The sequence below is a fragment of the Rufibacter ruber genome, from assembly GCF_001647275.1.
Taxonomy (GTDB): Bacteria; Bacteroidota; Bacteroidia; order Cytophagales; family Hymenobacteraceae; genus Nibribacter; species Nibribacter ruber_C.
The window spans coordinates 48,020-70,490 of record NZ_LRMM01000018.1 but is presented as its reverse complement, the minus strand read 5'-3'; the positions used below and the strand labels follow the sequence as shown (position 1 = coordinate 70,490).

The following is a 22,471-nucleotide window of genomic DNA, read 5'->3' as shown; positions in this document are numbered from 1 at the left end:
CAGTCTAAATGAATATTTGAGGGCGTAAAATCCGTATTGAATCAAGCCAGTTTCGCTTTCCGCTCAACTTGGAATCTGAGAAGGGTTAAGCTAAAGTGCTTACATTCAGGTAACAGTGGCCATAGAGGCCCTGCCTTCCAGATAAGTAATCTTGAATGGAGTTTACGGTTTAGGAGTTAGCACCAGCAGGGGAAATTAGCTGTCACTCCTAAATAAGGGAAGGGGTATTAAATAATAAAGGTTTGATGTAAGATGCCGATGAACCTGCCGGAGACCGGAGGTGGCAATGTAAAGTGGGGTTCGGCTTCAAGAATGGCAGGACGGATTGTTTCGGTAAAGTTTGGAGACAATACCGGTTCTTTCACAAACTTTGCTACCTGCTGGGTCGCGGAGTTGAAATTCGTCTGCGTGGCTACTCCCCTTTGCATGACACAAGACATGTCATTACAGGACTTCTTTGGTGTTTTTGCGGCTTTCCCACAGCAACAGGTGGGGGATGAAAAAAGGCTAATTGAACTGTCTTCCTTACCAGGGCAATGCGAAATATTCACACGGAAGCCAAAAGAAGCCAGTAAAATGGCTGCTATTAAGCTCAAGTGAATAAATTTTTGCAGTGCCTTCATCTAAGATGATACCTATTTATCTAAGTCCCAAACGATAACAATCAAAGAGAGTTTCCGCCATACTAGTTCCAATCTTGCAAAAGTATAAACAATTTTGTATTATGATGTTATATAATTTTTGATAAAATTTATATAAATCGGTTAAAATTTTGAGTATGAATGCTTGCTCCAACTTGGAACTGTAATCCGGAATAATAAATACAAAAGATTCCGGATTTAAGTTGATGCTTTGTATTTAAAAAAGAGGTCGGTTTAGGTAGAACTAACATCAGGGATTTTGTTTTCCCCTACCGCCCTAATGATTATAGGCTTTCTATCTTTTTTAGGAGGGCCGGTTGATTTTGAGCTAAATTAGTTTACAACAGTCAACAGGGACAATCCTATGTTTTTATAGGGTAATAAACGGGTACCCCTGCACATCCCTAATGCCATCTTCCGGTGAAAAGTGGATTTCTGCAAAGAAATCTCCCATGGCATAGAGCGCTTTGCATACGCCGTTTTGAGTTATATTTTTAATAAAATTTCCTGATTCCCAAACTACATTGGCCCTACCGTTTTGGTCTAAAAAATTAAATTGATAGAGGTTCATGTCGTTACAATTGTAAAAAGTGCATTTTAGCTACTGCTTTATCATAGTCCTTTTCATTCAGGGGGAAGAATCGGCAGGAGAAACTACCCGAAATCTCCTGAACGGCCACGCCATCCCAAATTCCAGAGGAATCCAAGTACATAACCAGGTAATCAGATACAGGGATGAATTGATTAATATAGGCTAAGATGTTATCAATGTTATTGGTAACTGATTTATTGCCTTTATCCAGGTCTCGGATAGTTAGTATATCTCCATTGAAACTGTAGTCGAAATCAGACTGCCTTGCCAGCCCCTCAATATCCAAAGGTTTCATTTTGCAATTGTAAATTAGTCTGTCGGTAATCCTGCCTCTTTCATTCTGGCCCTCAGTCTCCGGTTCGTATCCCTTAGCTCTATGATTCTATTTCTGTAAAGGGCTTCTCTTTCCTCCCAGGGTAGCCTACAGAATTCTTCTGTAGATAAAACAGGCGAACCATCTACAGGAACAGCCGGAGCAGGGGCCGCAACTTGCTGGTAAATCACCGTAGGGCGGGTAATGGCGTTATAAAGCTTTCTGTTATAGCTTCTTCTCCTTATGAACGCATAGATAACTACTCCCACCACTACTATTATTGTCAGTGGCCCAGCTATAGGCTCCAATAATTCCCTGAACATCATGTTAGGGGTATCTACCTGCAAAAACATACTACCCATAACCGTACATTTTTGAAATTATAAAATCAATTTCTGGTTTCCACAATTGTACTTTTATTTTGCTCCCTTGGTTTGATTTTACCAGTATTAATCAAGTCACAGATGTCCTGCATTTCTGAAATGGTGAAGGTTTGGTTTCTCTTCTTCACCTCCCAGGTAGGGCGCGGCATTCCAATCCCCTTATAAACGTAGACCTGTTTAATTCCAAAAGAGGTTAATACTGCGGGTAGCTTTTTTTGCAATTCTAAAAACAGTTTTACCGGTTCATCCGAGATTTTCATGGCTGACAATTATATAAAAGCTTTATAAGAAAGCAGTTATTCCTCCGCTCTCAATTCGTCTGCAAGTAATAGATTTAACTGCGTTCAATTCATATAATACGAGGTCTGTATATAATATGATACATTTATAGTTTAAATAATATACATTATAAATGTATGGCTAAACAAAAAAATACCCTGCCAAAAGGAGGGTACTTTTTACTATTAATATAGGAAATTATCTGAAGTGGTATCTAAGGCCGAGACTGGCAAAGCCTGGCCACTCGTCCAAGTGAGTCTTGTTAAACGTCTTCCCCTTTATCCCGGTTGCAACCAACGAAATCCGATTGCCAAAGAAGAAGTCCACTTCTGCGCCAGCCTGGGGCCCGTAGGTAAAACGTTCGCGTCTGCCCGAATTACTCCCTTCCCCGTCGGAATCTTCCCCCGTCCTTTCGTAGGATGCGGCACCTCCCAGAAGCAGGTGGAAATAGGCGAATTCCCCGATTCGGAAGAACTGCGGTGCCAAGAAACCCCGGACACTGAAGGCAGCGTATTTCCCACTTACCTTTAAGTCGCCAAACTCCCGTAAACCGCTGGCCCGCACGCTCAATTTATCGGTCAGGTAATTTAAATAGCTGCCTTCATAAAACGTTCCCTTTTCGGTGCGGCCATAATGCGCACCCCAAGCGGAAATGTGTCTGACGTGCCGTTGTGCCAGTGCAGGGGACAATGTACCGATGCCGATTAATAACAGCAGGGAGAGCAGCGCCTTTTTCATCTCTTAATAATTTTTAGTCCTTCTTTCCAAATCAATCAACTGCTTTTGCGCAAGCAAGTCGGTATAGACCATTTCAGCGGCAATATGCGCAGGCCCTTTCTGCGAACTTTCCGCAATTAGCCTATCTGCCTCCTGCCGCAGTTGCATGGCCCGGACCATGTTCTCGTTGGAGGAGTTAATCATGGCCATGCGCTCCCCCTCGGTCATGGAAAACCGTCCGGGATTTTTCAGGGTGGCGTTCATCTCAATGCTTTGCTCGGTCATTTCGTCGGCAATCTTGTAATAATTCAAGGCGGTCTGAATTTTCTTTTTCTGGTTCATTTCCTCGTAGGCGTAGGCCGAAACCGCAGATTCTTCCCGGCGCTCCACATATTCCGCCGAACTCATGCGGTCATTGTTGTCAGAATCGCCAGAAGTCCGGGAAAACACAGAGAAGATGGTTTTAATGTCTTCCTCCGGATTGTTGTTCTGCAAGGCTACCCGCAGACGTTGCGCTTTCGAGAAGTGAGGCATGTAGTGCGTGCCTGAATTGCCTCCGGACATGGCCAGGGCCCGGGCGAACAACTCTGCCGGGTTGGATATGCGCAAACCCACGATGCTGTTTACTTTCCGCAGGTCCTCCTGGATCTGTTTTTGCAAGGCTAGTCCCTCTGAAGTCAGGTCCTTTACTTCCCCGGTGATATCCTTGGTCACCCCGGCAATGGTTTTCGCATCTTTTATCACTTGGTAATTTTGCACCGTTTCCGCCCATTGCGCCAGGCGTTTGGCAAAATCACTGATATGTACTCCCATGTGGATAGGGTCGTTCACCACCATCTGCGCGCCCGTATTGCTGGGACGGAATACCAGCAGCCCTGCCGCCAATACCGTAAAAACAACTCTTTTCATACATCACCTTTTAAAGTTGAACTCAATAAATCAATTGGCCCCGGCGCTGCCAGCGGGAGCCATTTGCCCCGCCGCAGCGGAAGTAATCAATATAGGGTACCCGTCTGGCAGCAGTACATCCCTCAGCCGTTGGCGGGACCTGGGTTTAGAGACCACGTTGGCCGCAACACGGCCTGCCACCCCTACCACTGAATTGGCCGCCGAGGCCGAACGGTCAATGGCTGTGCTCAATTCCTGGCTTGCTTGCCGCTGCGCATCGTATATTCCTTGGTTCGTGTCCTTGGCGATTTTCTTTTCCGGGTCTATCATAATGCCAGGCATATAATTGAAATTAAAAATGTCAGCTTTCACCCTGGTAGGGCCTAAGCGCTCAATCTGTACCGTCACCCGGTTGGATTCCACCTTGGCGATACCGGCAAAGACCATGTTCTTGGGGAAGGTTACCCCAGATACCACGGCGTCCTCCAGCAGGCGCATGATTACCACAGAACCGGTTCTTATTTTTTGTTCCCCGGAAATCACGCATTTATAAAAGACATCAGGGGTAAGGGTTCCCTGTCGGGTATTCGAATCTCCTGGGTTGAAACGGGAATTTGTCACTTTATAGGTATTGAAGCCGTCGGCCCCGGGCAGGGCTGCCTGCGACTCTCTGGGGGCATTGGCCGCACCAGGTTCCCGGTAACGCTTTCCAGTCGTCTGCTCATATATCCGGCGGGTCTGCGGGGAAGAGGCGGCCAGCATCCGCAGCACTTCCGGGTTCGTCTCGAAGGGGGTTCCGTCCGCATCGTAAGCAGGTGCCACCATATTGTTGGCGGTTGGGCGGGACCCGCTCCGGCGGTTGGTATTACGCGGTACGATGATTTGTTGCGTGCGGTATTGACCGGTGGATTGGTCTTGGACCGTGGTTTCCACAGTATCGACCTCCTGGAAGGCCAGCTTTGCCTGCTGTTGCAATTGCAAATTATATCGCCTCCGTGCCGCCTGCCCGGCTGTGTCTACCACAAACGCATTGGCTACCTCTTCTTCCGACGGAGCAGCCTGCGCATACTGTGCCTCCTGTTCGGCTTTGCGCTGTTCCTCTAAAATAGCGGAAGGCGTTTTGTTTTCCAGGTTATCCGTTACCACCTCAGGGATAGCTTGCTCAATGTTCTCGGAGGCTGCAGCCACCGGTACCGTGTTTTGCTCAGCCGCGTTCTGCGCCGATTTCAGCCAAAGGAACAGCCCAGCGAAAATCACCATCACCAAGCCGAGCAGTAACTTGAACCAGTGCTCTTTCAGTATTTCTACAGGCGTGCGTTTCGCTTTCTCCGGCGGGGAATAACTGGTAGTTGGGGAGTCCCTGAAGTCGTTTTCAGGGCCATACTCGTTTAGGTTATCCATTCTTACAATATCGTTAAATGGTAGAAGCCCTGTTTATTACTTTGGAAGGAATAGGGAGTACCAGTACCCGTGCCCCGTTAAGTTCCCGCAGCGTCACTTCCAGGTAACCGTTTTCCGTGGCCGCGTAAAGCGGGATAGCATAGGTAAGGTAACCAGTGGAACGCCCGGTGATATTCTGGTTTGATTCACCACCGGACGGGGCCAGGGGCCGTCTGGCTTCATTCTTTTTTCTGCCAAGGAATTTCTTCTTGGAATTCTCCACCAGCTGGAAATCAATAAAATCCACGTTGTAGTCGATATTCGTCTTATTGATGACCTTAAAGCGCAGATACGTGAAGTCTTTGTCGTTGCGAATGTTGGCCAGCGACAGCACCAGGTCATTTTCCACCACCGCCACCGATTGGTTCTCTTCTTTGGCTTTGCGCAGCTTGAGCAGGTTGCTTTCTATCACTTCTTTCTTTTCCGCTGATTTATCCATTGCCAGTTCATTATCCGGGGTGCTTCCCGAGTAGGTAAAACCCGTTCCGTTATTCAAGCTGGGTGTGCCGTCTTTGAAATCATACAGCTGCATCACAGGGCCAGGGGCGTACACCAGCCGTCCCATCCAGTATTCAGAGCCGTAACGGATCAGGATAGGGGTAGGCACGGTGTTCTTTTTCCTGGCCCGGACAAAGACAGCGTTTGCCTCGATCTTCACCAGGTAATTCCCGGCCATTCCAACATCCACCAAGGAAACCGGGCCATTGAAGACCATATAAGTGGTAGAGGAATCAGACACGGCTATATCCGAAAGCGGGGTTACTTTTTGCGCGCTGGCCGAACCTGCTGCCAGAGACAAGAGGAAAATAACAAACCCAAAGAATGTATTTTTCATAACATGGAATTTTGGAAGTTTACTGATTGGGCGGTACAGCTCCAGGGGCAGCCGGTGAACCATCCGCCGGTGCCGGTGTGGAATAGCCGGGAGGTGGCGCTACACCTGCCCCTGCGGCGGCATCCCGGAGTCTTCTTTGCCGTTCAGCTTCCTGTTGCTGCAGGAATTCTTTTTCTTCCCGCGAAACCGGTGGGTTATAGGCGATGTAGTCAAAGTCGGTGATCAACAGCCCATAAGGATTCTCATCGGAGCGGTCTGTCTCCACGAGGTTGAACTTGGCCGCCATCGGCAGGCTCTGCCGTTGCTGGTCGCCGATAAAAATGCGCTGTTTGGTGTAGACTCTGCCCGAATAGGGCCGGGTTTTCATGTCCAAATAGATGCTGTCCACGTCCAGTACTGAGCGTGCCGAGTATCTCTGGTAATTCTGCAACACTTGCCCCCGGTTGAAGTTCTCGAAGATCCTGCGGCCGCCTGCACCTTCAATTAAAGGCAATGCGGCATCCAGGTTCTGCTTGAACGTGTATTGGTCGTGGCCAAACATCGTTTTCATAAATCCTTTCACCATGTTCCGGGCTTCAAACGGCGTATGGGTATCCTCCTCAACGGCCAAAGCCGCTGCCGAACCCGAATTAGTTACCACGTACACCCGTCGCCCCGCATCCTGGGTGACCTTGTAGAACCCATATCCTGCGCTTACCGCTAATACCACGAACCCAATAATACAGGCTAGTGAAATGGTTCTCATGGTTTTAAAGGAGGTGTTCAAATCTTTTATGTTACTCATATATCCCAGCTTTAAATTCCTGAATCAATCTGTTAATCATTGAATATGTCATCTAAATCATCCTCTTCCCAGGCAGGAGGTTTTCGGTTTTCCCTCCTTCTCCTTACTGAGTTGCGCATAAATCCCGATGAACCCATGGAAGGGAGGGCAGAAGCGCCATCATCAGTATCATCATAAGGCGCTGCGCTATCGTTACTAGAACCGGAATCATAGGCAGTGGCTCGGCTATCAGCGCCGCCAGAATATCCGCTGGAAGCCCTGGCCGGAGCAGCAGCAGCAGCCATGCCGCCGTTATAGCGAACGGATGTGCCGGCACCGCCACCCGTGGCCATGGCCGGGGCCGCACCGGAGAAAACAGAACCAGACCCATTCTCCCCCCCAAAACTCCCACTGCCTGAACTACCGCCACCGCCTCCAGAATTGCTGAATCCCATTGCCCTGCCAAGCACGCCGGAGACCCCGCCACCTGCAGCAGGGGGTGCAACTACTCCTGCTGCCGTGCTGGCCGCACCGGCAGCAACGCCTACCGCCGCGCTCATAAAACCCTGGACTGCGGTGGAGCCGATGAAATAGCTGGTAAGGGTAGGCACCATGCAGTATAGAATAATGAAAGCGACCGACATCAGCAGGAATTGCACATCATTAAAACTTTGCCCCGGCGTAACCAAACCGCCAAAGACACCTCCCACGGCAGTATTCTGGTCGGCAAAATTAGAATAAATCAAATCGAGTAAATTCATTGTCAAAGCCCAGAACTATACCGCGATAAAGTTTTGCATCCATTTCCCAGCCAGCCCTGAAAAAGCGGGGATAACGGAAAGGCAGATGGCGATGGGGCCGATTACATACAGGAACCCTAATACAAATTGCCGGATAAACAGCACTATTTGCCTTACCAGCATTACCGTAGTCGTGGTAAAGAATCGGGTAATCAGGTTCATCAGGGAAAAGTTGGCGATGCTGTTATAGATTTTAGAATACCAGGCACCTCCCTGCTCTACCACGTCTGTCTGCGCCACATTATCGGATTGCGCAGCGGCGGCGATGCCCGGAGGGGTTGTAAGTTTCTGTAGGGCTTCGCCTACGTTGCCCGAGCCATCAAATAGCTGCGTTACGCCTTTAATGCCAGCCCCCAGGACATTCATCAGGTCTTGGTAAAAGAAAAGCACCAGGAATAAGGCCAATGCCTTGATAATGGGCGAAAAGTCAATCTGCAAGCCATTCCCAGACAGGTAACCCCGTCCAATGGAGATTATCAGGGCGATGCTCATAAACGTAGGCGTAATGAACCGGCACACATCCAGAACAGTTTCAAGTGAGCGGTCGCAGGCTCTTAGGAAACTGTCATCAATTCCGTGCGCTACAAAGAGTAATACTGCCTCCATATCATTTACCTAATAGGCCCGCTCTTTTATCTTCCGTGAATTGCTCCACAGCATAATCCAATCGCTGTTCGGTGAACGTCTCAAAAACAGGGTAGCCATTTTCCATTTTCACCTTGCCATTTTTATCCATGGCAAACCGCTTGTGCTGTTGCTGGTACCGCTTCACCAAGCGGTTCAGGTGATTACGCTCCACGGGTTTGGAACTTAGGATGGCCCCCAGTTCCGGGGCAGCCTCCAGGATGTACACTTTCCCCTTGGTGCCTTGTTTGATAAAGAACTCCCGGAAATCAGCTGTAGAACGGACGGATTTGATTAAATCCATTTCGTGGTTGGTGAAGCCCAGCGGGGTCTGTAGTTTAGCCAGGGAGTCCGGATTCGAGTGCCGCAGGATAATTTTGGTGGAGCTGTTATTAATCAGCGCATAGCCTATTCTGCTTTCCACGATTTCCTGAATCCCCTGCGTGATAATGGTAATCGAACCGTTGGTTTTCCGTATGGTGCGGTACATGGAAACAATGAAGTCTTCCATCACGCCGCCGGAAAGCATTGCCCAGGCTTCGTCCAGGGCAATGTATTTGATGTCGTCCGGGAATTTGCGGAACAGGTCCAGAGAGAGCTCGGTAATGAGCATGGCTACGACCGGATATAAATCCGGGTCCGCTTTGACTTTAGCCAGGTCAAAGCAAATAAGCCGGTGTTCGGACAACTCCACGTCCTGCTGGGCATTCAGAACTTTCTCGTAACGGCCTCCTTCGGTGAATTGCGCCAACACTAGGAAGAATTGGTGAATATCGAAGTAATTCATGTCCTTTTTGTACTGGCTGCGCATTTCCTCCCTACCGTCCGCTGTGGCAGGGGTAGCCTGCATATCCTTATCAAACCTGCGTACAAAGCGTACAAAGCTTGCCATACCAGGCATTTCCTCGTCGGTTTGCCCAGCATTTCCTTCCTCATTCAGGTACGTGTAATATTGAATCAAAAAGCGACTTAGAATCGCCCTTTCGGACTTGTTCAGCGGCGCACTGTCCGCCCCTCCTTTCCACAAAACCGCCAGTAGCGCCAAATGGAAATTTATCTTCTCGTCATTATAGACCCACTTCCTCCCGTCGGGGGAGCGGGGCACCAGGAACGGGTTGAATTCTATCGGGTTCTCCGGGTCATACTCAAAGTACGTGTTCTCGAAATCCACCCCATTCAGCGACTGCACCACGTTACGGTAAGTACCGCCAATATCAATCAGGATTTGCCGCGCCTTGCGCTCATGGCGCTGCACGACAATGTAGCCGAATGTGTAGCTTTTACCGGAGCCGGAAGGCCCGATGACAATGGCATTCTGATTGTCCAGGTCGGTGTTGAACAGGTTTACCTGCAGCAGGTTTCGGTTGCGGTCGCAGAAATATTCCCCTACATTGTCATTTTTATAGGTTGCCGTCCACTGCATGTAGCATACACCCCGGTCCGAGGTAGTGGTCAGCCATCTGTCCGGTATCTGGTACGCATTCCCCGGTAACAGGCCGAAATACAGCGGCAAGGACAGATGCGATTCCACCACGCTTTCCGTTCCGAATATGTATCGGAAAGCGGCCATGGTTTTCTCGATGTTCTCTTTCCGGATATTGTCGTTTGATTCCCAGACCTGCACAGAAACGTGTAAGCCTACTATCTGTTTATTCTCCGCTCTTACCTCGGCTGTAAATTCCTCTATTTCTATTGCCCGCAGCTGGTTGTCCTGCGTGGCTAGCCTCGACAGCGAATTATTCAGTTTACGGTCTGTGTCCAGGGTGGAAAGTGCGGCCCTGGTATCCTGCACGACAAAGGCCTGTGTCAGGATATGTGGGAACTGCAGTGCGTTTGTAAGTGGGTAGAGCATCGGTGCGGTTACCCCATAGCTGTTACGAACGGCAGGGTGTTGCTCACTGCCCTGCCCTACCATGGAGATGACGTTCACTTTGTTCTCTCCCACAGCCAGCGTCCCTACCTCGTTCAGAATTTCACGTTCCTGCCGCCGGGGCACAAAGTCAAAATTGAGGTTAAAATATTGATGGTAGAGGTCGCTGATTTCCACCGAGCCCATGCGCATAATCTCCACTTCCCCCGTTCCCGATAACGCAGTTGAAAACTCTTGGGCAACCGCCTCGGCGATTTCCAGGGTATGGAGCAGGTTTTCAAACGGATTTTTAATCAAGGATTCCCCCATGCGGGAAACCAAGGCATTGAGGGCATTGGTTTTAATCGGTTTCACCTCCGCCGGGGCAAAGCTCAGGAATAGGTAGGATTTTTGGAAAAGAACCAGCCGTTCAAAGAAATGCTTGTTCATTCTCCCTTCAAAATAGGTCTGTTCTTTCCTGTCTTCCCGATATGGGCGGTCGTAGTAAACATCCGTTTTCTGGACAATCGTATTAATTGGCAATGGCTTTAATACCCCCAGCAAAGCATTGTTGAATGAGATAAAATCCTGTTGGGTCCAGGCCTCCATCTCCGCCGGTTCGACTACGAACCCAACCGCTACCCGCCCATCTTTGAAAATAACTTTATTATCCTCAAAGGAATGGACCGGCATTACGTTATTAAATGGAACCGTTTTTTGCTTTTTCATCTTTTCTCTTCACTGGGGGGACAAGGCCTACGGCGATGCGCCGGGGCTGCACGAAATGGAAAGAAAGCCAGCCTATCAGGAAGCCGGGAGGATGGGTTTTCGTTAAAAACCGCATTACTAGAATCAACCCTACTTCCAATAGGAAAACAGCCAAATAAACCAGGCGCGGGATAGGCACCATCATGTTCAGAAAACCCAGCAACAGCACCGAGCCGATGAACAGACCGACCACCAAGCCCAAGTCCATGATGTTCATCCCAAGGACCTGAGCCGGCTTTTCAATACTTTTGTAAGAGCGCATATAGCAGGCGTTATCGTACCCCTCCTTCTCCGCCTACGGTCCCTACCAAGTCGTCTTTGAAGAATTGGAAGCCAAACCAAAGGATTACCCCGCCGACCAGCCATCCTAAGGAGGAAAGGGCATCCGGTGCCCCGTTGACGAATTTCATCACGACCCGGATCAATCCAATCACCAGAATAATGGAGAAAACAACCTGGACAATGGTGATGATGGTCTCCTGAACCCCCTCTAAAGCAGCTGCTGTACCGCCTTGGGCCATTGCCCCGTTCGTCAGGGTTAAACCCATAGCAGTAGCCATCATCCTTTTCTCCCAGGGAGAGGCCTCGTATTGGCGGCCAGAAAGCACAAGCGAATGAATCGAACTAGAGATTTGCGCCACCAGGCCAGCACTCCTTTTGTAGGTCTCAGTAAACATTTTTTGTATTTAGCTTTAGTTAATTTGATATATAAAAGGGTTGCTTAATCCCTGAGGAAGCCGTTTTTATAAACTTTGGAATACCAAAGCGGGCGAAAGGGAGACTTTCTGAATAAGTAATTGGAAGTGTGAGTTCTAAGGCCATCGCTAAAAGACTTTAGTTGTCAATTTATTCACTGTCAGCAGTTTTTCTGGCTACTGCATTTTTAACCGGTGATTCCGGTGAAAACAATGCGTTGAAGCCGGATTGGGCAGCAGAAGTGTTGTTTTTCAATTCCGACCTCCTCCGCCTTTTCAAGGCGATTTCCGCTTCCCTGTTCTTTTTATCGTTGTCAGTTGGTGCTGGTGCCGTAAGGGGGTTGTCGTAAAGAGATTGGGCAGGGCTATCGCTTTGCCCAATCTCCGGAAATACATCATGGGTAAAGGTCTTTCTCCCATCAGGCATTGAGCTTTCCTCCTTACCGCCAGCCGCAAAAGAGTCAGTATGTTCCGTGGCAGTGCTCGGACTGATTCCGGAATCGGTATATGGGGTATCACGGCTATCATCGCAACTAACAGGCGTTTCCGCCATGCTTATATCATCTAGGTATTCTTCCTCACTTAATAATTCATCCAGTAACGTGCCCGAAGATCCGGGGTCAGTTTCCTGATATTCGCCCACCGTTGTTACAAAATCCCGGACTTCATATCGATACGTTCTGAGTGGCCTATAATTACCGGTTCTTGATTTCCTTATCGTTTTCCGTGTCTCTTTACCATTTCCATAAAACCGCCACAAGAGCAAGGCCACCAACAATAACATTGGGATTAGCACTAAACCAATAATGAAGGTCTCCTGCGGCATATTTCTCCCTTGAACGGGAAAAAAAATAGATAGTTATACAAAACATATTCAAAAGTTAGTAAGAAGTTATTTTTTTGTTAATATAGAGGGCGGCAAACTCTAGGAAACATTATCCGTTAATTGACACATAGTGATTCAATAGTTATAGTGATGTGATTTTGAGGGAATTATTTAGTTTGTAAAAAAATATAATATATATTGTAGGTATCTATAATAAGGATGCAATTGCTAACCCCCCCATAGCAGAGAAGCGCTCTTAGGTTAACAATTGAAATAGTTCTTAATGGTTCCTACAACCGAATCCGTTCAACCTTTAGGGTTTCCGGACCCTAGCCTGTTTGTATTATATGCAGATGTACTACGCTATATTCAATACCGGTTAAAGCTCTTAGGGCATGGGCAGGTAAAGGCTTTCTGTAAGCAATATTTATTTCCCTATACCACCGTCGTGAATCTTAAGAACAGTACCCTGAAGAGAAAGGAACACCTTCTCTTGCAAAGGATTTTGGCAGCACTTTCATTTGAAACTACTGCTTCCCGAAACCCTTTATCCAACGGTGAAGAAGACCGTTATCTATTCCTTTTCCCGGGTAAGGAGGAACTAGGTAAGTTTAAAGAGCAGCTTGCCTATATTGATAGCTTGGCTAAGGCCCCGCCCCACTAAAGCCTGGGAAGGGTATTCATATTGGAGAGTATAGCGGGTTTACCCGCTATTTGTATTTTATGGATTATCAAAAGCTCATACAAGCATGGAACGACAAGTTTTGGAGAATGATCCGCAGGAACTGGAGCGGTTTAAGGAACGGATAGACTTAGTGGAATATGCCCTGAGGCAAGGTTATCAAATCAAAGCGCAGGGAAAGCGCGACGATTGGCAGCACCTGGAAAATGGGGGGGAGCATATTATCGTTAGCAGGAAAGACGATAAGCAGGTGTATTTCAACCCAGGTGATGACCGCGATAAAGGTACCATCATCGATTTCGTGAAAACCAGGCAGCATAAAAACCTGGGGGAAGTACGGCAACACCTGCGCGAATACCTGAATGAATACCCAGAGCCACAAAAAGCCTATGCTACAGCTCTTGTTCCAGCCCGGCTGGAGGGAAAGCCAAAGGAGCAGGGGGAAACAGCCACTGAAGCGGAAATAGAGGAAGAAAAAAGAACCAGACTGATTTCAGAGGTATTAGGCGTGAAAAGAGAGTTAACTGATCGGACTTACCTCTATAGCCGCTCCCTCACAGACGAAACCCTGGACAGCCCAGCCTTTCAAGGACGGGTATTCACGACCGAGAAAAACGAACACGGGTTCCGGAATACCGCTTTTCCCCTTTACAATGAGCATGGGCTGGCCAGTGTGGAACAGAAGAACACCGGCTATAAAAACCTGCTGGAGCTACCTAAGGATGGCATTTGGGTTTCCCACCCTACCCAGGGCAAAGGAACTCCTATTGAAAGGCTGGTTTTGAATGAAAGCGCCATCGATTCCATGAGTTACCACCAACTGAAAAATGACGGTAAGAATACCATGTACATTGCCACTGCCGGAACTGTAACCGAAAGACAGACGGCTTTGATCCAACGAGTCATCGATAAGCAAAACCCCCAGGAGGTAATACTGGCCGATGATAGGGATGTGGGGGGAAGAAGGTTCAATATCAATTACCTGAATGATCTGCAGCCTGCCCGACCATTCAAGGAATTGGCCAACCAGGAGGCTTACCGTGAGGCCAGCCGCCCGGTGCAATGGCACGCTACCGCCGGGAGGTACCATGCTAATTTGCGGGTGGAGTACCATCATGAAAACAGCCAGGAAGGGGCCGAACGCGTCAACTATCTAACCCGCCAGGTGGACCGTATCAATTCGGTACAGGAAGAGCCGAGTATTGAAATGAAGGTGCAACGCTCCACCGAAAAGGACACGGTCATAAAGCTTAGCGTAGCTAAGGCCGATACGGCCCAATTGGAAGTAATCAGCCAGGAGCTCTACCGGCAACGCGAGCAGCTTCGCCCGGAGCAGGAACGGCACCCGGTAAATTTCATCCGGGTAGAATATCCAATCGCAAAAGATTACAACCGTGATTTGGAACTAGCTACTCAGGGATTAACCACTTCAGAGATCCAGGCACAGGCCGCGCAAGATGAGCGGGAGCGTGAGGCGCAGCGGCTACAGAAAGAACAGCTTCGAGCGGAATCCCAACGCCTGGAACAAGCCCAGCACCTCCTGCAAGTGCAGCAGCCCAACGACACCCTGGAGAGACGGCAGCAGCCTAAAGAAGGCCAAAAGGGTAAAACAACTCTTGAAACATCAAGTGTGGTTCCGGCCAAAACGGATGCTGGTCAGCTGTTACCGGCTAAGGAACAATTGGCTGGGCCTGGTTCTGAAAAGGAGTTAATCATTAAAGTGGAGGAAAAAGATAAGGGGACGGGTGTGAAAGGCCAGGCAGAGGCTGTGAAAGATACGGTGGAACGGAGTGGGGCAAAGGTGGGCGATATTCAGAGTACGTCCACTAATGGCCTGAGGCACTCAGAAATGAAAGTTGCCTACCGGACGGATGACCCGGAAATAGGCAGGATATCCAAGACTTTGGACGCAATAGGTAACCAAAAAGGGAATGATGTGGTTGAGCATCATTCAGACCGTGCCGAAAGACGGGAGATAGCGGGAAAAGTTGAGAACCATAGGCTCTCCCAGCAAGAAATAACGAGGTAGTAAACCTGGTTAGATTTATTAAGCCGTATCAAATAACGAAAACCATGTCATTCTAAAAGCCTTCTCTAAATCTAGAGAGGCTTTTTAATTTAGGTTCATCGAGATAGTAGAGAGTATCCAAAATTACTTTTCCCTACCGCCCTTTAAAAAAAATGCCTGTCGTGGCAGTTTGAGTATTTTAAGGATTAATCAATATCTTGGGCGTTGCCTGGCGGCCGGGCTACTCCCCTACGGCGGCCACCTATAAAACTGGCTGAAAAATCCAGTTTTATGCGGACAAGTGGCCGGTATCCCTAACGCGGGTTCTTCCGGAAAACCGGGGAGCACCGTGTAAGTTAGGGCTGCTGGTGAAGGTTAACGGAGCCAGCAGCCCTAACTTACACCGTACTCCCCTACCCTATACCCAGGAGCCTTGTAAATGGAGTATGGCCGGTTCGCAGAAAAGGCGAACCCACCATACGGATGGAACACCGGCTAAGGCCGGAAGGGGGTTATTGAAGAAGCCGGGTACGCTGTATGCAGCGGGATGCGGAACCATTCCGTTTTACTCCATGGACCCGCATCCCGCTGCATACAGCGTCCCTCCCCCACTTCCAGAAAGGAAGAAGAAAGCAAATGGTGGGTTCGCAGATAAAGCGAACCCACCATTTGCAAAGAGTTGGGCGGTAGGGAAAAAATGGTTTGAAAAATCTTGCGATTGCAAAAGCGCCCTTCCCAATTAGGCAAAAAAATAGGTGAGGATTTCTTGGCCCCACCTATTTCTGTGAATTTCTTTTTAGTTATAAAGCCATTGCCGCAATATTATTAAAAGCCTTCTGGTCAGCTTTGAAGCGTTCGTTTATGGTTAAGGCAGATTTTCCGTTAAAAAGGGCAAAGTTCGCAGCATTGTAAACCAACCATAGATTCGCTTCGGTTTCCAATTCCTTTTCCTCAAACCTTAACCGCTCCACGGCCAGGGCGGCCAGCTTCTTTGGTAAACCGGCTTCGGTAATAACTTTTTGAATGTCGGCATCGGTAGGCATGGCCACCCCTACCAGTTTATTGTATACCGTGCCGGTAACTGAATCTTTCTGCGCTATGAAGTTCCGCAGAATTTTAGTTAAATGTTCCCTGAATATTTCCAGGTTCAGCCCTTTGTGATGGAATGTTTCCGCTAGGATTCTTTCTTCTTTTCTAATCCTCTCAATGTTCACGTGTTCTACTTTTTCCTTTAAAGCATCCAGGTATTTCTTAGGTTGACCATTGGCCAGCCAGCTAAAATATTCTTCAAAGGACATAAATTCATCTGCCCAGCCCATCAGGCCATTGGAACATATTTGCCGATAATAGGAAACCTTTACTTTTTCTTCGTTCGTTGATTCAATGGACGAACCTTGGATATTGAAAGGGCTTTTGCCAGTATATGAATTGTTTATAATTAAGTTCTTATATATCCGCTCATTGCCCACCTTCAGGCTGTCAGGAAGGATAACATTAATGCTGAAATCCCCACGGGTTGAATATCGGGCATCAACCGTGTAATCTTTTGCCACACTGTCCACCACCGAGCGCAGAAGCTGATTAGGAATCAGCGTATATTCATCGCTTTGCAGGGCAAATATATGCTGTGTACCGTCCGGCATAGTACCGACGATAGCCCGTTGCCTGTCCGACGGCAGCAGATTGTAGTTGTCAGGCAAAAGGCTTTGCAATTTTTCTTCTTTTACCGGAAAACAGATGTTGTCCCATGAAGTAGCTTTATCGAGGTTTGTGCTTTGAGTTGACATGGTTTCCTAGGTTTAAAGGTGAATGATGATTTGCAATTGCTATTCTATGTATATTATATTATACGTTAATGTATATTAACAGATACATAAAATAACAAAAAATACCCCCTTTTTTGGCCTTCTTTTACATCCAGTAAAACCTATGTTTATTTTGTGAGAAACAATTTCTCATTTTTTGGCCTTGGCAGTCTGCAATTGCAAAAAGCAGCTGCCATTGACCGCCCGGAGGGCGGGACGGTCAAAATTTATAATTCCTGTACTTTGTAAATTCTGTACCCTGGCCGTTGCTAATTTACCAATGCGCATATTTTTTGACTGATGAAACCTAGCTTTTAGACCAAACCAGCAATTTTTAGGAATAATCCCCCGGGATTGGATGTGGCTTTAATTTTGTCAGTTTTCAATTTATAGTTGAACTGGAAAAGCTTGTTCAGTAAATTCTCGTCCTGCAAGATTCTATTAACCAGTTTCTCTTCGATAATATTTAAATCGTCCAGGATAGTCCGGGCATTCTGTCTCCTTACATCTTCGGTTGGCAAATCGAAAGCTAACGGTAATTGCTGAATCGTCTGTTTGTTCACGTAGAACCGGATATGCGTGAAAACCCGGCCTCTTTTCGTCAACACATAGCTTATTCTCAGGTCGGTGAATTTATTGATTTGCTCCACAGCAATATCGAGAACGTTCTTTTTAAACAAGGAGATGGATGAATATTGCTCCTTTTCCTTGTTTTTGGGGTCTTTTAGGTGCAAGATTACCTTTAAATCATCTATGGAGTATATCTTGGTTTCTCCGATGTCCTTCCATTGACTTGCAATCTGATAGATGCGTTTAGCCCACTTGCTGGGTAGCATAAAGGCCGCCTGGAGCTGAAAGCTGGTAAAGTTGTTCTTTAAGTCTATCAGGTACGGCCTTATGTTCTCAGAGATTTCAAGTTCAATCAACCCCTCCCCTTTTCTATGCAAGGCAGAAGCTAATAACCCCACCTGTAAAACGGTTTTATTATCCTCAAAGACATATTCCCGGCTCCTAAGTGCAGATGTCGCCTCCAGAAATTGGCCATGGTGCCATTGTCTTCCAGTGACTTCCTGCAATTCCCTCACAGAAATTTGGTATTTTGTACCAGGTTTGTCATCGGCACGCAGTTTGGAAAGAAGGAAAAACGAAATATCCATCTCTATAGCTGACATCTCATAACGCGCCGTTGTAATAGCGTTATGTTGCCTAATTTCCAATTTATGCGGTTCTTTTGCCTCTGTTACCCCTTTTGCCATTGTCCACCAACTAGTAATTGCACAACTTTCGGTCAAATATAGAAAATTTATAAGGAAAAGCAAGTTTCTAAAACTCTACTAGCTTTTGACTGATGAAACCTTGCTTTTCCGCTTATCAAACCTTGCTTCTCACCTATCAAACCTAGCTTTTGACTGATGAAACCTTGCTTTAAACGGATAAAACCTAGCTTTAAGTACGCTTAATGAGCAGGGAACCAATCTCTTATGGCTCCTGCAAATACTAAACAAATAACATAAATACTACAAACTTGTAGTTAAAAAAAATAGGCTTTTAGAGGTTTGGTTTGGAGCAGATGTAAAAAAAGTGGGAAAGAAAGCAACAAAAAAATCCAATAAAGTAGGAGGTTTGGGCGCGCAGATTGTACTTTAAGCATAAAAAATATAAATAATAACATTAAAAGCTAGGTTTCATCAGTAGAGAGACCTTCTATTATACTAGATGCTAAAACAATTAGCATTAGGAAGGGAAAAGCCCGGTTTTACTGATAGAACCTAGCTTTTGGCTGATGAAACCTAGCTTTAACTTAATTAAGTTATAGAATAAGGGCATTAATTGGATAAAAGTGCAGGTTTGGTAACTACTTATAACCGCAGATTATTTATCTGTTCGAGATCTGTTGATCTTACCTGTTTTAAGAAGGTGTTTTTCATACAATCTGAATGCCTCTTCAGCATAATCTGTCAGATTGGATGGGCCACCACTTCCATTCAACTGCACCAGGTTGAATTTTGCGTCCAACCATAGAGAACTCAGCAGCCTGACATTCTTGGTTTCCTCTGGCTGATTTTCAGCACTTGGGGCTGCTTTCCTTGCAGCGGCGCGAGCTTTCTTTCCTTCTGGAGCGGGAGAGGCAGACTTCCCGGCATCCACCGGCTCACGGGCTGAATTATTTTCAGCCCGCTCTTCCCCCCTACTCTCACCCTTGGCACCCATGTCAACTAATGGCGTAATTTCCAATGCCGGTGTATCCGGTTCAGCAACTGGAGCCGTTTCCGTCTTCATGCTTTTTACCATCGCCTCCCCGGCCATGTTTGAACGGGCTGCTTCGCGTGAAGCTTGGGGAACCACGATGCGTGCTTTCCCGAATTTTGGCGCACCTTGCTTTTTAACCTCTTTTTTCTCGCTTTGGCTATTGCCGTTATTTTCTTGTTCTGCCATTTTCCTATTCTGTTACAGATTTTACGGGTAATTCCATGCGTTCAATTAATTCATTGCAGACCGCATGTATTTCTTCGGAGACATTTTTATCTCCACCTACATAGCGCAGATAAGCGGGTGTTGTCAGGCTGTACAGAGTAGATGCGCGCTTGTAAGCTGCCCGGTAGCTAAGGGAGGATTTAAAACGTGCTAATCCCAAAGCATCTACATAATCATCCATTTCCTGTTCCTCCTTATTGTTTGAGCGCTTAGTGGAAATGCCAAAATACTCAAAAGGTATTTCCGCCTTATCCGCCTCTGTTTTAATCGTTTGCAGGATGTGCATGAATTCAGCCGTACTTGCCCTATCCAGATAATCAGCAACTAGTGGAACTATGACCGCATCACAGGCAGTAAGCGCATTAAAAACATCATCGCCATCGGCCCGGCCCGGTACATCAATGAATACTAAGTCGTAATCATTGTCCGGATTATCCACAAAATCAAAAATTCCATTTAAGTCAATTGAAAAAATATCAAAGGGGTATGTAGCATCCGGGTTGGACTCTTTTAGCAATTGCAAACTTTCCTCATCTATCTGAACACGGGTTTTAACAATGCTTTGCTGGTAGTCACAGTCCAGAACCGCCACTTTAAGTTTATAGTCTACTGCCAACGCTGCTGCCAGGACTAGGGTCAACGTGGATTTACCTGACCCTCCTTTTTGGGTCGCAAAACTTATAATTTTCATAACTAACTTTTTTCTAAATCACTTAGCTTCTTTTTACAAAGTTATAATTATATAGGTTTATAGCTTTATCAAAGCGTAAAATTATATTTAAATAACTTTATAATGTTATTGTTTTATAAACACATAATATTATAAAAAAATAACATTGCAAACTTATAATATTATATTTCTATTATACAATAATCTTATAATAATATAAAACACAATTATTATATTTTTATACTAATATAGGCGAATGCAACAATAACATTATTGTTTTATTGTCTTATACAAATATGTTTTTATAAAATTATACTACTATAAGAATGTAAAAATATTAAACTATAATATTATAATAATAGTCCAGTCAATTTTAGAGGATAAGTTATAACAATATAATTTTATATTGTTATAACTTATCCTCTAACTACTAATTTTATTAAGGATACATTTTATAATCTTATAATATTATAAAATAATTAAAGTGTTTAGTGAGTAGTGGTAAGACCTGCAATACATTAATATTTGGTAACCATCACTTCCAAGTTCACCTCACTAAACAACTAATTATTAAGAACCTAAGTCCGATGCGTGGTAGTTTTTTCTTTTAGCAAGAAGAGCATTATAAATGCAATGCTAAGGCATTGATTTATAAACACTTATTTTTAAGCAGAGCTTAAAAATGTAGAGAATGAAACATAAGTGCTTAGTAATCAGTAATATTTTGTAGATGTATAGTAGAGATACTGGGATTTTCAATAGTATGAGCAAACTCGAAAAAACAAGCACTACCAGTGCACGCCTTAATGCAGTGACACATCATTTATTAGCCAAAGAAGCTAAACGCCTGGGCTTGTCTGCGATTGATTACCTAGATGCTGCCGTAAATTATTTCGGTACAAGAGGATTGAATCCAGTTGAAATTGAGGCAAGGGAAGGTGCTTTGATAATGCAGGATATTAAACGTTTAGGCGACCGGATATTTGGTTATATGCAAGAGCAAGAAAGAGGATTATTATCGGTGATGTTAGAAGAATTGATACGTTCAAGGGTAACTATTGACCGTGTTTTACGCATGGAGGAGATTGTGTTGAGCACGTATAAAGATGAAGAGTTGAGAAACGGAAAAAGTAAACTTAAAGCCTTGAGAGAACAGAACGAGGGTGCTATTACCAATCAACTTAAGCTAATATTTGATTCAACGAAAGAGATTGCACCTGGTAAAAAGAAGAAATCGGAGCAACCGAAAGCAGATACCTAACAGGAGAATGTCATGTATATAAAACTGATAAACCCTAAATCGCACGGTCTTGCAGCCTATGACAATAATGGCAGCAGTCTGCAAACGCTCAACTATTTGGTTCATGAAGCAAAGAGGGAGAGAGAGGATTTAGGGATTTTTTTTAATCAGGACAGCGATGGTTTAAAGCCTGAACGGGTACAACAGGATATTGACTCCAATGTGAAAGGACTTACTGCGAAAGATTCTAAATTCTATTCCCTTATCATAAGTCCCAGTGCAGATGAGCTCACGCACATCAAAAATGATGAACAACTATTGAAAGCCTATACCCGGCAGGTCATGGAATTATACGCCCAAAATTTTAACCTGAAAGGGGACGAGCGCCTTGCCTCCAAAGACCTGGTATGGGCTGCTACTATCCACCAAGACCGGAGCTACCGGGGTACAGATAAGGAGGTATTAGCTGGAGAGGCAAAGGTGGGCGATAAGCGTCCAGGCTTGCAGACGCATGTGCATATAATTGTCAGTGCGCGGGACAGGAGCCAAAAGATAACCTTGAACCCCAATGGGCGCAAGAGCAGGTTTGACCTGATAGACTGGCAGCGGAAGTCAGGGCAGCAGTTTGAGCATCAATTCAGATATACCGCTAAAGAGAAGGAGAAAATTAAGGTCAAGCAACGTGATGCAAGCCGGGATGCCACCAGGTCCATACGAATAGGGGAGCGGGTAGAAGATGTTAATAGAAATGTGCCCAAAAGCCAGAGGCTAGATGGCGAACGCGTAAAGGAAATCGCCGTTAGCAGAAATTTTGACAAAACTTTTTACCGCTCCTTGAAAAGGATTGAAACGAAGGCGCAACAGGGAAAGCCAATTGATAATGCATATTATCTACTGCAGACGGGAAGAGAGCAACCCACGGCAAGCAAGGCACCGGTCAGAAACTTGCTGCACGCCTTCCAGCGAGCAGTGAACTCAGGCGCAGGTAAGGATACTAAAACGGAAGAAATAGGAGAACGGAAAAGACATAAGAATGGGGAAATTGAAATTGACTAGAGCCGCTATGTCTGTTACATTTTGCAATTGTAAAATATTCACGCATAAAGTGGGAAAAGGGTAGGTGATACCAGTTAAAATAACGAGACAACTTTTAAAGAAACATTTCCGGAGCAGAGGCG

At 46.1% G+C, this 22,471-nt stretch carries 24 protein-coding genes; 4 read left to right on the top strand and 20 right to left on the bottom strand.

Annotated features, from left to right (window positions below):
- Positions 1-227: 227 nt before the first annotated feature.
- From A8O25_RS22945 to A8O25_RS09245, 16 genes are all read right to left on the bottom strand, one after another.
- On the bottom strand, positions 228-623 hold the full coding sequence (locus A8O25_RS22945) for an HYC_CC_PP family protein (protein WP_153042676.1): 396 nt from the start codon (positions 621-623) through the stop codon (positions 228-230).
- A gap of 388 nt (positions 624-1,011) precedes the next feature.
- Positions 1,012-1,212 (bottom strand): hypothetical protein, encoded by a 201-nt coding sequence (locus A8O25_RS09315; RefSeq protein WP_066833990.1) that lies wholly within the window; start codon positions 1,210-1,212, stop codon positions 1,012-1,014.
- Between the two features lie 4 nt (positions 1,213-1,216).
- Positions 1,217-1,528: a hypothetical protein gene (locus tag A8O25_RS09310; RefSeq protein ID WP_066833984.1), complete on the bottom strand. Its 312-nt coding sequence runs from the start codon at positions 1,526-1,528 to the stop codon at positions 1,217-1,219.
- A 14-nt stretch (positions 1,529-1,542) separates the two neighbouring features.
- On the bottom strand, positions 1,543-1,908 hold the full coding sequence (locus tag A8O25_RS09305; protein WP_066833981.1) for a hypothetical protein: 366 nt from the start codon (positions 1,906-1,908) through the stop codon (positions 1,543-1,545).
- Between the two features lie 26 nt (positions 1,909-1,934).
- A complete protein-coding gene (locus tag A8O25_RS09300) occupies positions 1,935-2,189 on the bottom strand; it encodes a hypothetical protein (protein ID WP_066833978.1) in 255 nt (84 codons plus the stop codon).
- A gap of 217 nt (positions 2,190-2,406) precedes the next feature.
- Entirely contained in the window at positions 2,407-2,946 is a 540-nt protein-coding gene (locus tag A8O25_RS09295; RefSeq protein WP_066833975.1) for a hypothetical protein, read from the bottom strand.
- Positions 2,947-2,949: 3 nt separating this feature from the next.
- Positions 2,950-3,834 carry a hypothetical protein gene (locus A8O25_RS09290; RefSeq protein ID WP_153042675.1) on the bottom strand — a complete coding sequence of 295 codons (885 nt, stop codon included), beginning with the start codon at positions 3,832-3,834 and terminating at the stop codon, positions 2,950-2,952.
- A 30-nt stretch (positions 3,835-3,864) separates the two neighbouring features.
- Complete coding sequence (gene traM, locus A8O25_RS09285; protein WP_066833970.1) at positions 3,865-5,214, bottom strand: conjugative transposon protein TraM; 1,350 nt, start codon at positions 5,212-5,214, stop codon at positions 3,865-3,867.
- Positions 5,215-5,227: 13 nt separating this feature from the next.
- On the bottom strand, positions 5,228-6,088 hold the full coding sequence (locus tag A8O25_RS09280) for a DUF4138 domain-containing protein (RefSeq protein WP_066833967.1): 861 nt from the start codon (positions 6,086-6,088) through the stop codon (positions 5,228-5,230).
- Between the two features lie 19 nt (positions 6,089-6,107).
- Entirely contained in the window at positions 6,108-6,872 is a 765-nt protein-coding gene (locus A8O25_RS09275) for a hypothetical protein (protein ID WP_066833964.1), read from the bottom strand.
- A 32-nt stretch (positions 6,873-6,904) separates the two neighbouring features.
- A complete protein-coding gene (locus A8O25_RS09270; RefSeq protein WP_066833961.1) occupies positions 6,905-7,612 on the bottom strand; it encodes a hypothetical protein in 708 nt (235 codons plus the stop codon).
- A 15-nt stretch (positions 7,613-7,627) separates the two neighbouring features.
- Positions 7,628-8,257: a hypothetical protein gene (locus A8O25_RS09265; RefSeq protein ID WP_066833958.1), complete on the bottom strand. Its 630-nt coding sequence runs from the start codon at positions 8,255-8,257 to the stop codon at positions 7,628-7,630.
- A 1-nt stretch (position 8,258) separates the two neighbouring features.
- Positions 8,259-10,853, bottom strand: a complete 2,595-nt coding sequence (locus A8O25_RS09260) for a VirB4 family type IV secretion system protein (protein ID WP_153042674.1) — start codon at positions 10,851-10,853, stop codon at positions 8,259-8,261.
- Positions 10,825-11,154 carry a hypothetical protein gene (locus A8O25_RS09255; protein WP_066833952.1) on the bottom strand — a complete coding sequence of 110 codons (330 nt, stop codon included), beginning with the start codon at positions 11,152-11,154 and terminating at the stop codon, positions 10,825-10,827. The genes A8O25_RS09260 and A8O25_RS09255 overlap by 29 nt, the downstream gene beginning before the upstream one ends.
- Before the next feature lie 10 nt (positions 11,155-11,164).
- The gene (locus A8O25_RS09250; RefSeq protein WP_082893542.1) at positions 11,165-11,569 is read right to left on the bottom strand and encodes a hypothetical protein; all 405 of its coding nucleotides are present in this window, start codon (positions 11,567-11,569) and stop codon (positions 11,165-11,167) included.
- Between the two features lie 169 nt (positions 11,570-11,738).
- On the bottom strand, positions 11,739-12,413 hold the full coding sequence (locus A8O25_RS09245) for a hypothetical protein (RefSeq protein WP_066833944.1): 675 nt from the start codon (positions 12,411-12,413) through the stop codon (positions 11,739-11,741).
- 283 nt (positions 12,414-12,696) lie between these two features.
- Between A8O25_RS09245 and A8O25_RS09240 the strand changes: the two genes are divergently transcribed.
- Together A8O25_RS09240 and A8O25_RS09235 are read left to right on the top strand one after the other, a co-directional pair.
- Complete coding sequence (locus tag A8O25_RS09240; RefSeq protein WP_066833940.1) at positions 12,697-13,077, top strand: hypothetical protein; 381 nt, start codon at positions 12,697-12,699, stop codon at positions 13,075-13,077.
- Between the two features lie 85 nt (positions 13,078-13,162).
- Positions 13,163-15,124, top strand: a complete 1,962-nt coding sequence (locus tag A8O25_RS09235) for a toprim domain-containing protein (protein ID WP_066833938.1) — start codon at positions 13,163-13,165, stop codon at positions 15,122-15,124.
- Positions 15,125-15,903: 779 nt separating this feature from the next.
- Here A8O25_RS09235 and A8O25_RS09230 read toward each other — a convergent pair.
- From A8O25_RS09230 to A8O25_RS09215, 4 genes are all read right to left on the bottom strand, one after another.
- A complete protein-coding gene (locus A8O25_RS09230) occupies positions 15,904-16,890 on the bottom strand; it encodes a hypothetical protein (RefSeq protein WP_066833936.1) in 987 nt (328 codons plus the stop codon).
- A gap of 332 nt (positions 16,891-17,222) precedes the next feature.
- Positions 17,223-18,164, bottom strand: coding sequence for a replication initiation protein (locus A8O25_RS09225; protein WP_066834033.1), 942 nt, complete (start codon positions 18,162-18,164; stop codon positions 17,223-17,225).
- 616 nt (positions 18,165-18,780) lie between these two features.
- The gene (locus tag A8O25_RS09220) at positions 18,781-19,344 is read right to left on the bottom strand and encodes a hypothetical protein (RefSeq protein ID WP_066833935.1); all 564 of its coding nucleotides are present in this window, start codon (positions 19,342-19,344) and stop codon (positions 18,781-18,783) included.
- A gap of 4 nt (positions 19,345-19,348) precedes the next feature.
- Positions 19,349-20,074 carry a ParA family protein gene (locus A8O25_RS09215; RefSeq protein ID WP_066833933.1) on the bottom strand — a complete coding sequence of 242 codons (726 nt, stop codon included), beginning with the start codon at positions 20,072-20,074 and terminating at the stop codon, positions 19,349-19,351.
- 742 nt (positions 20,075-20,816) lie between these two features.
- Here A8O25_RS09215 and A8O25_RS09210 point away from each other — a divergent pair.
- Positions 20,817-21,314, top strand: a complete 498-nt coding sequence (locus A8O25_RS09210; RefSeq protein WP_153042673.1) for a BfmA/BtgA family mobilization protein — start codon at positions 20,817-20,819, stop codon at positions 21,312-21,314.
- A gap of 12 nt (positions 21,315-21,326) precedes the next feature.
- On the top strand, positions 21,327-22,349 hold the full coding sequence (locus tag A8O25_RS09205) for a DUF5712 family protein (protein WP_066833929.1): 1,023 nt from the start codon (positions 21,327-21,329) through the stop codon (positions 22,347-22,349).
- Positions 22,350-22,471 lie beyond the last annotated feature (122 nt).

What these genes read in the sequence shown, in the direction of transcription:
- A8O25_RS09225 (WP_066834033.1), bottom strand. Translation starts at nt 18,164, where the DNA reads ATGGCAAAAGGGGTAACAGAGGCAAAAGAACCGCATAAATTGGAAATT.
- traM (WP_066833970.1), bottom strand. Translation starts at nt 5,214, where the DNA reads ATGGATAACCTAAACGAGTATGGCCCTGAAAACGACTTCAGGGACTCC.
- A8O25_RS09215 (WP_066833933.1), bottom strand. Translation starts at nt 20,074, where the DNA reads ATGAAAATTATAAGTTTTGCGACCCAAAAAGGAGGGTCAGGTAAATCC.
- A8O25_RS09230 (WP_066833936.1), bottom strand. Translation starts at nt 16,890, where the DNA reads ATGTCAACTCAAAGCACAAACCTCGATAAAGCTACTTCATGGGACAAC.
- A8O25_RS09255 (WP_066833952.1), bottom strand. Translation starts at nt 11,154, where the DNA reads ATGCGCTCTTACAAAAGTATTGAAAAGCCGGCTCAGGTCCTTGGGATG.
- A8O25_RS09275 (WP_066833964.1), bottom strand. Translation starts at nt 6,872, where the DNA reads ATGAGTAACATAAAAGATTTGAACACCTCCTTTAAAACCATGAGAACC.
- A8O25_RS09310 (WP_066833984.1), bottom strand. Translation starts at nt 1,528, where the DNA reads ATGAAACCTTTGGATATTGAGGGGCTGGCAAGGCAGTCTGATTTCGAC.
- A8O25_RS09300 (WP_066833978.1), bottom strand. Translation starts at nt 2,189, where the DNA reads ATGAAAATCTCGGATGAACCGGTAAAACTGTTTTTAGAATTGCAAAAA.
- A8O25_RS22945 (WP_153042676.1), bottom strand. Translation starts at nt 623, where the DNA reads ATGAAGGCACTGCAAAAATTTATTCACTTGAGCTTAATAGCAGCCATT.
- A8O25_RS09220 (WP_066833935.1), bottom strand. Translation starts at nt 19,344, where the DNA reads ATGGCAGAACAAGAAAATAACGGCAATAGCCAAAGCGAGAAAAAAGAG.
- A8O25_RS09210 (WP_153042673.1), top strand. Translation starts at nt 20,817, where the DNA reads ATGAGCAAACTCGAAAAAACAAGCACTACCAGTGCACGCCTTAATGCA.
- A8O25_RS09295 (WP_066833975.1), bottom strand. Translation starts at nt 2,946, where the DNA reads ATGAAAAAGGCGCTGCTCTCCCTGCTGTTATTAATCGGCATCGGTACA.
- A8O25_RS09250 (WP_082893542.1), bottom strand. Translation starts at nt 11,569, where the DNA reads ATGTTTACTGAGACCTACAAAAGGAGTGCTGGCCTGGTGGCGCAAATC.
- A8O25_RS09315 (WP_066833990.1), bottom strand. Translation starts at nt 1,212, where the DNA reads ATGAACCTCTATCAATTTAATTTTTTAGACCAAAACGGTAGGGCCAAT.
- A8O25_RS09235 (WP_066833938.1), top strand. Translation starts at nt 13,163, where the DNA reads ATGGAACGACAAGTTTTGGAGAATGATCCGCAGGAACTGGAGCGGTTT.
- A8O25_RS09280 (WP_066833967.1), bottom strand. Translation starts at nt 6,088, where the DNA reads ATGAAAAATACATTCTTTGGGTTTGTTATTTTCCTCTTGTCTCTGGCA.
- A8O25_RS09270 (WP_066833961.1), bottom strand. Translation starts at nt 7,612, where the DNA reads ATGAATTTACTCGATTTGATTTATTCTAATTTTGCCGACCAGAATACT.
- A8O25_RS09290 (WP_153042675.1), bottom strand. Translation starts at nt 3,834, where the DNA reads ATGAAAAGAGTTGTTTTTACGGTATTGGCGGCAGGGCTGCTGGTATTC.
- A8O25_RS09260 (WP_153042674.1), bottom strand. Translation starts at nt 10,853, where the DNA reads ATGAAAAAGCAAAAAACGGTTCCATTTAATAACGTAATGCCGGTCCAT.
- A8O25_RS09205 (WP_066833929.1), top strand. Translation starts at nt 21,327, where the DNA reads ATGTATATAAAACTGATAAACCCTAAATCGCACGGTCTTGCAGCCTAT.
- A8O25_RS09265 (WP_066833958.1), bottom strand. Translation starts at nt 8,257, where the DNA reads ATGGAGGCAGTATTACTCTTTGTAGCGCACGGAATTGATGACAGTTTC.
- A8O25_RS09305 (WP_066833981.1), bottom strand. Translation starts at nt 1,908, where the DNA reads ATGGGTAGTATGTTTTTGCAGGTAGATACCCCTAACATGATGTTCAGG.
- A8O25_RS09240 (WP_066833940.1), top strand. Translation starts at nt 12,697, where the DNA reads ATGGTTCCTACAACCGAATCCGTTCAACCTTTAGGGTTTCCGGACCCT.
- A8O25_RS09245 (WP_066833944.1), bottom strand. Translation starts at nt 12,413, where the DNA reads ATGCCGCAGGAGACCTTCATTATTGGTTTAGTGCTAATCCCAATGTTA.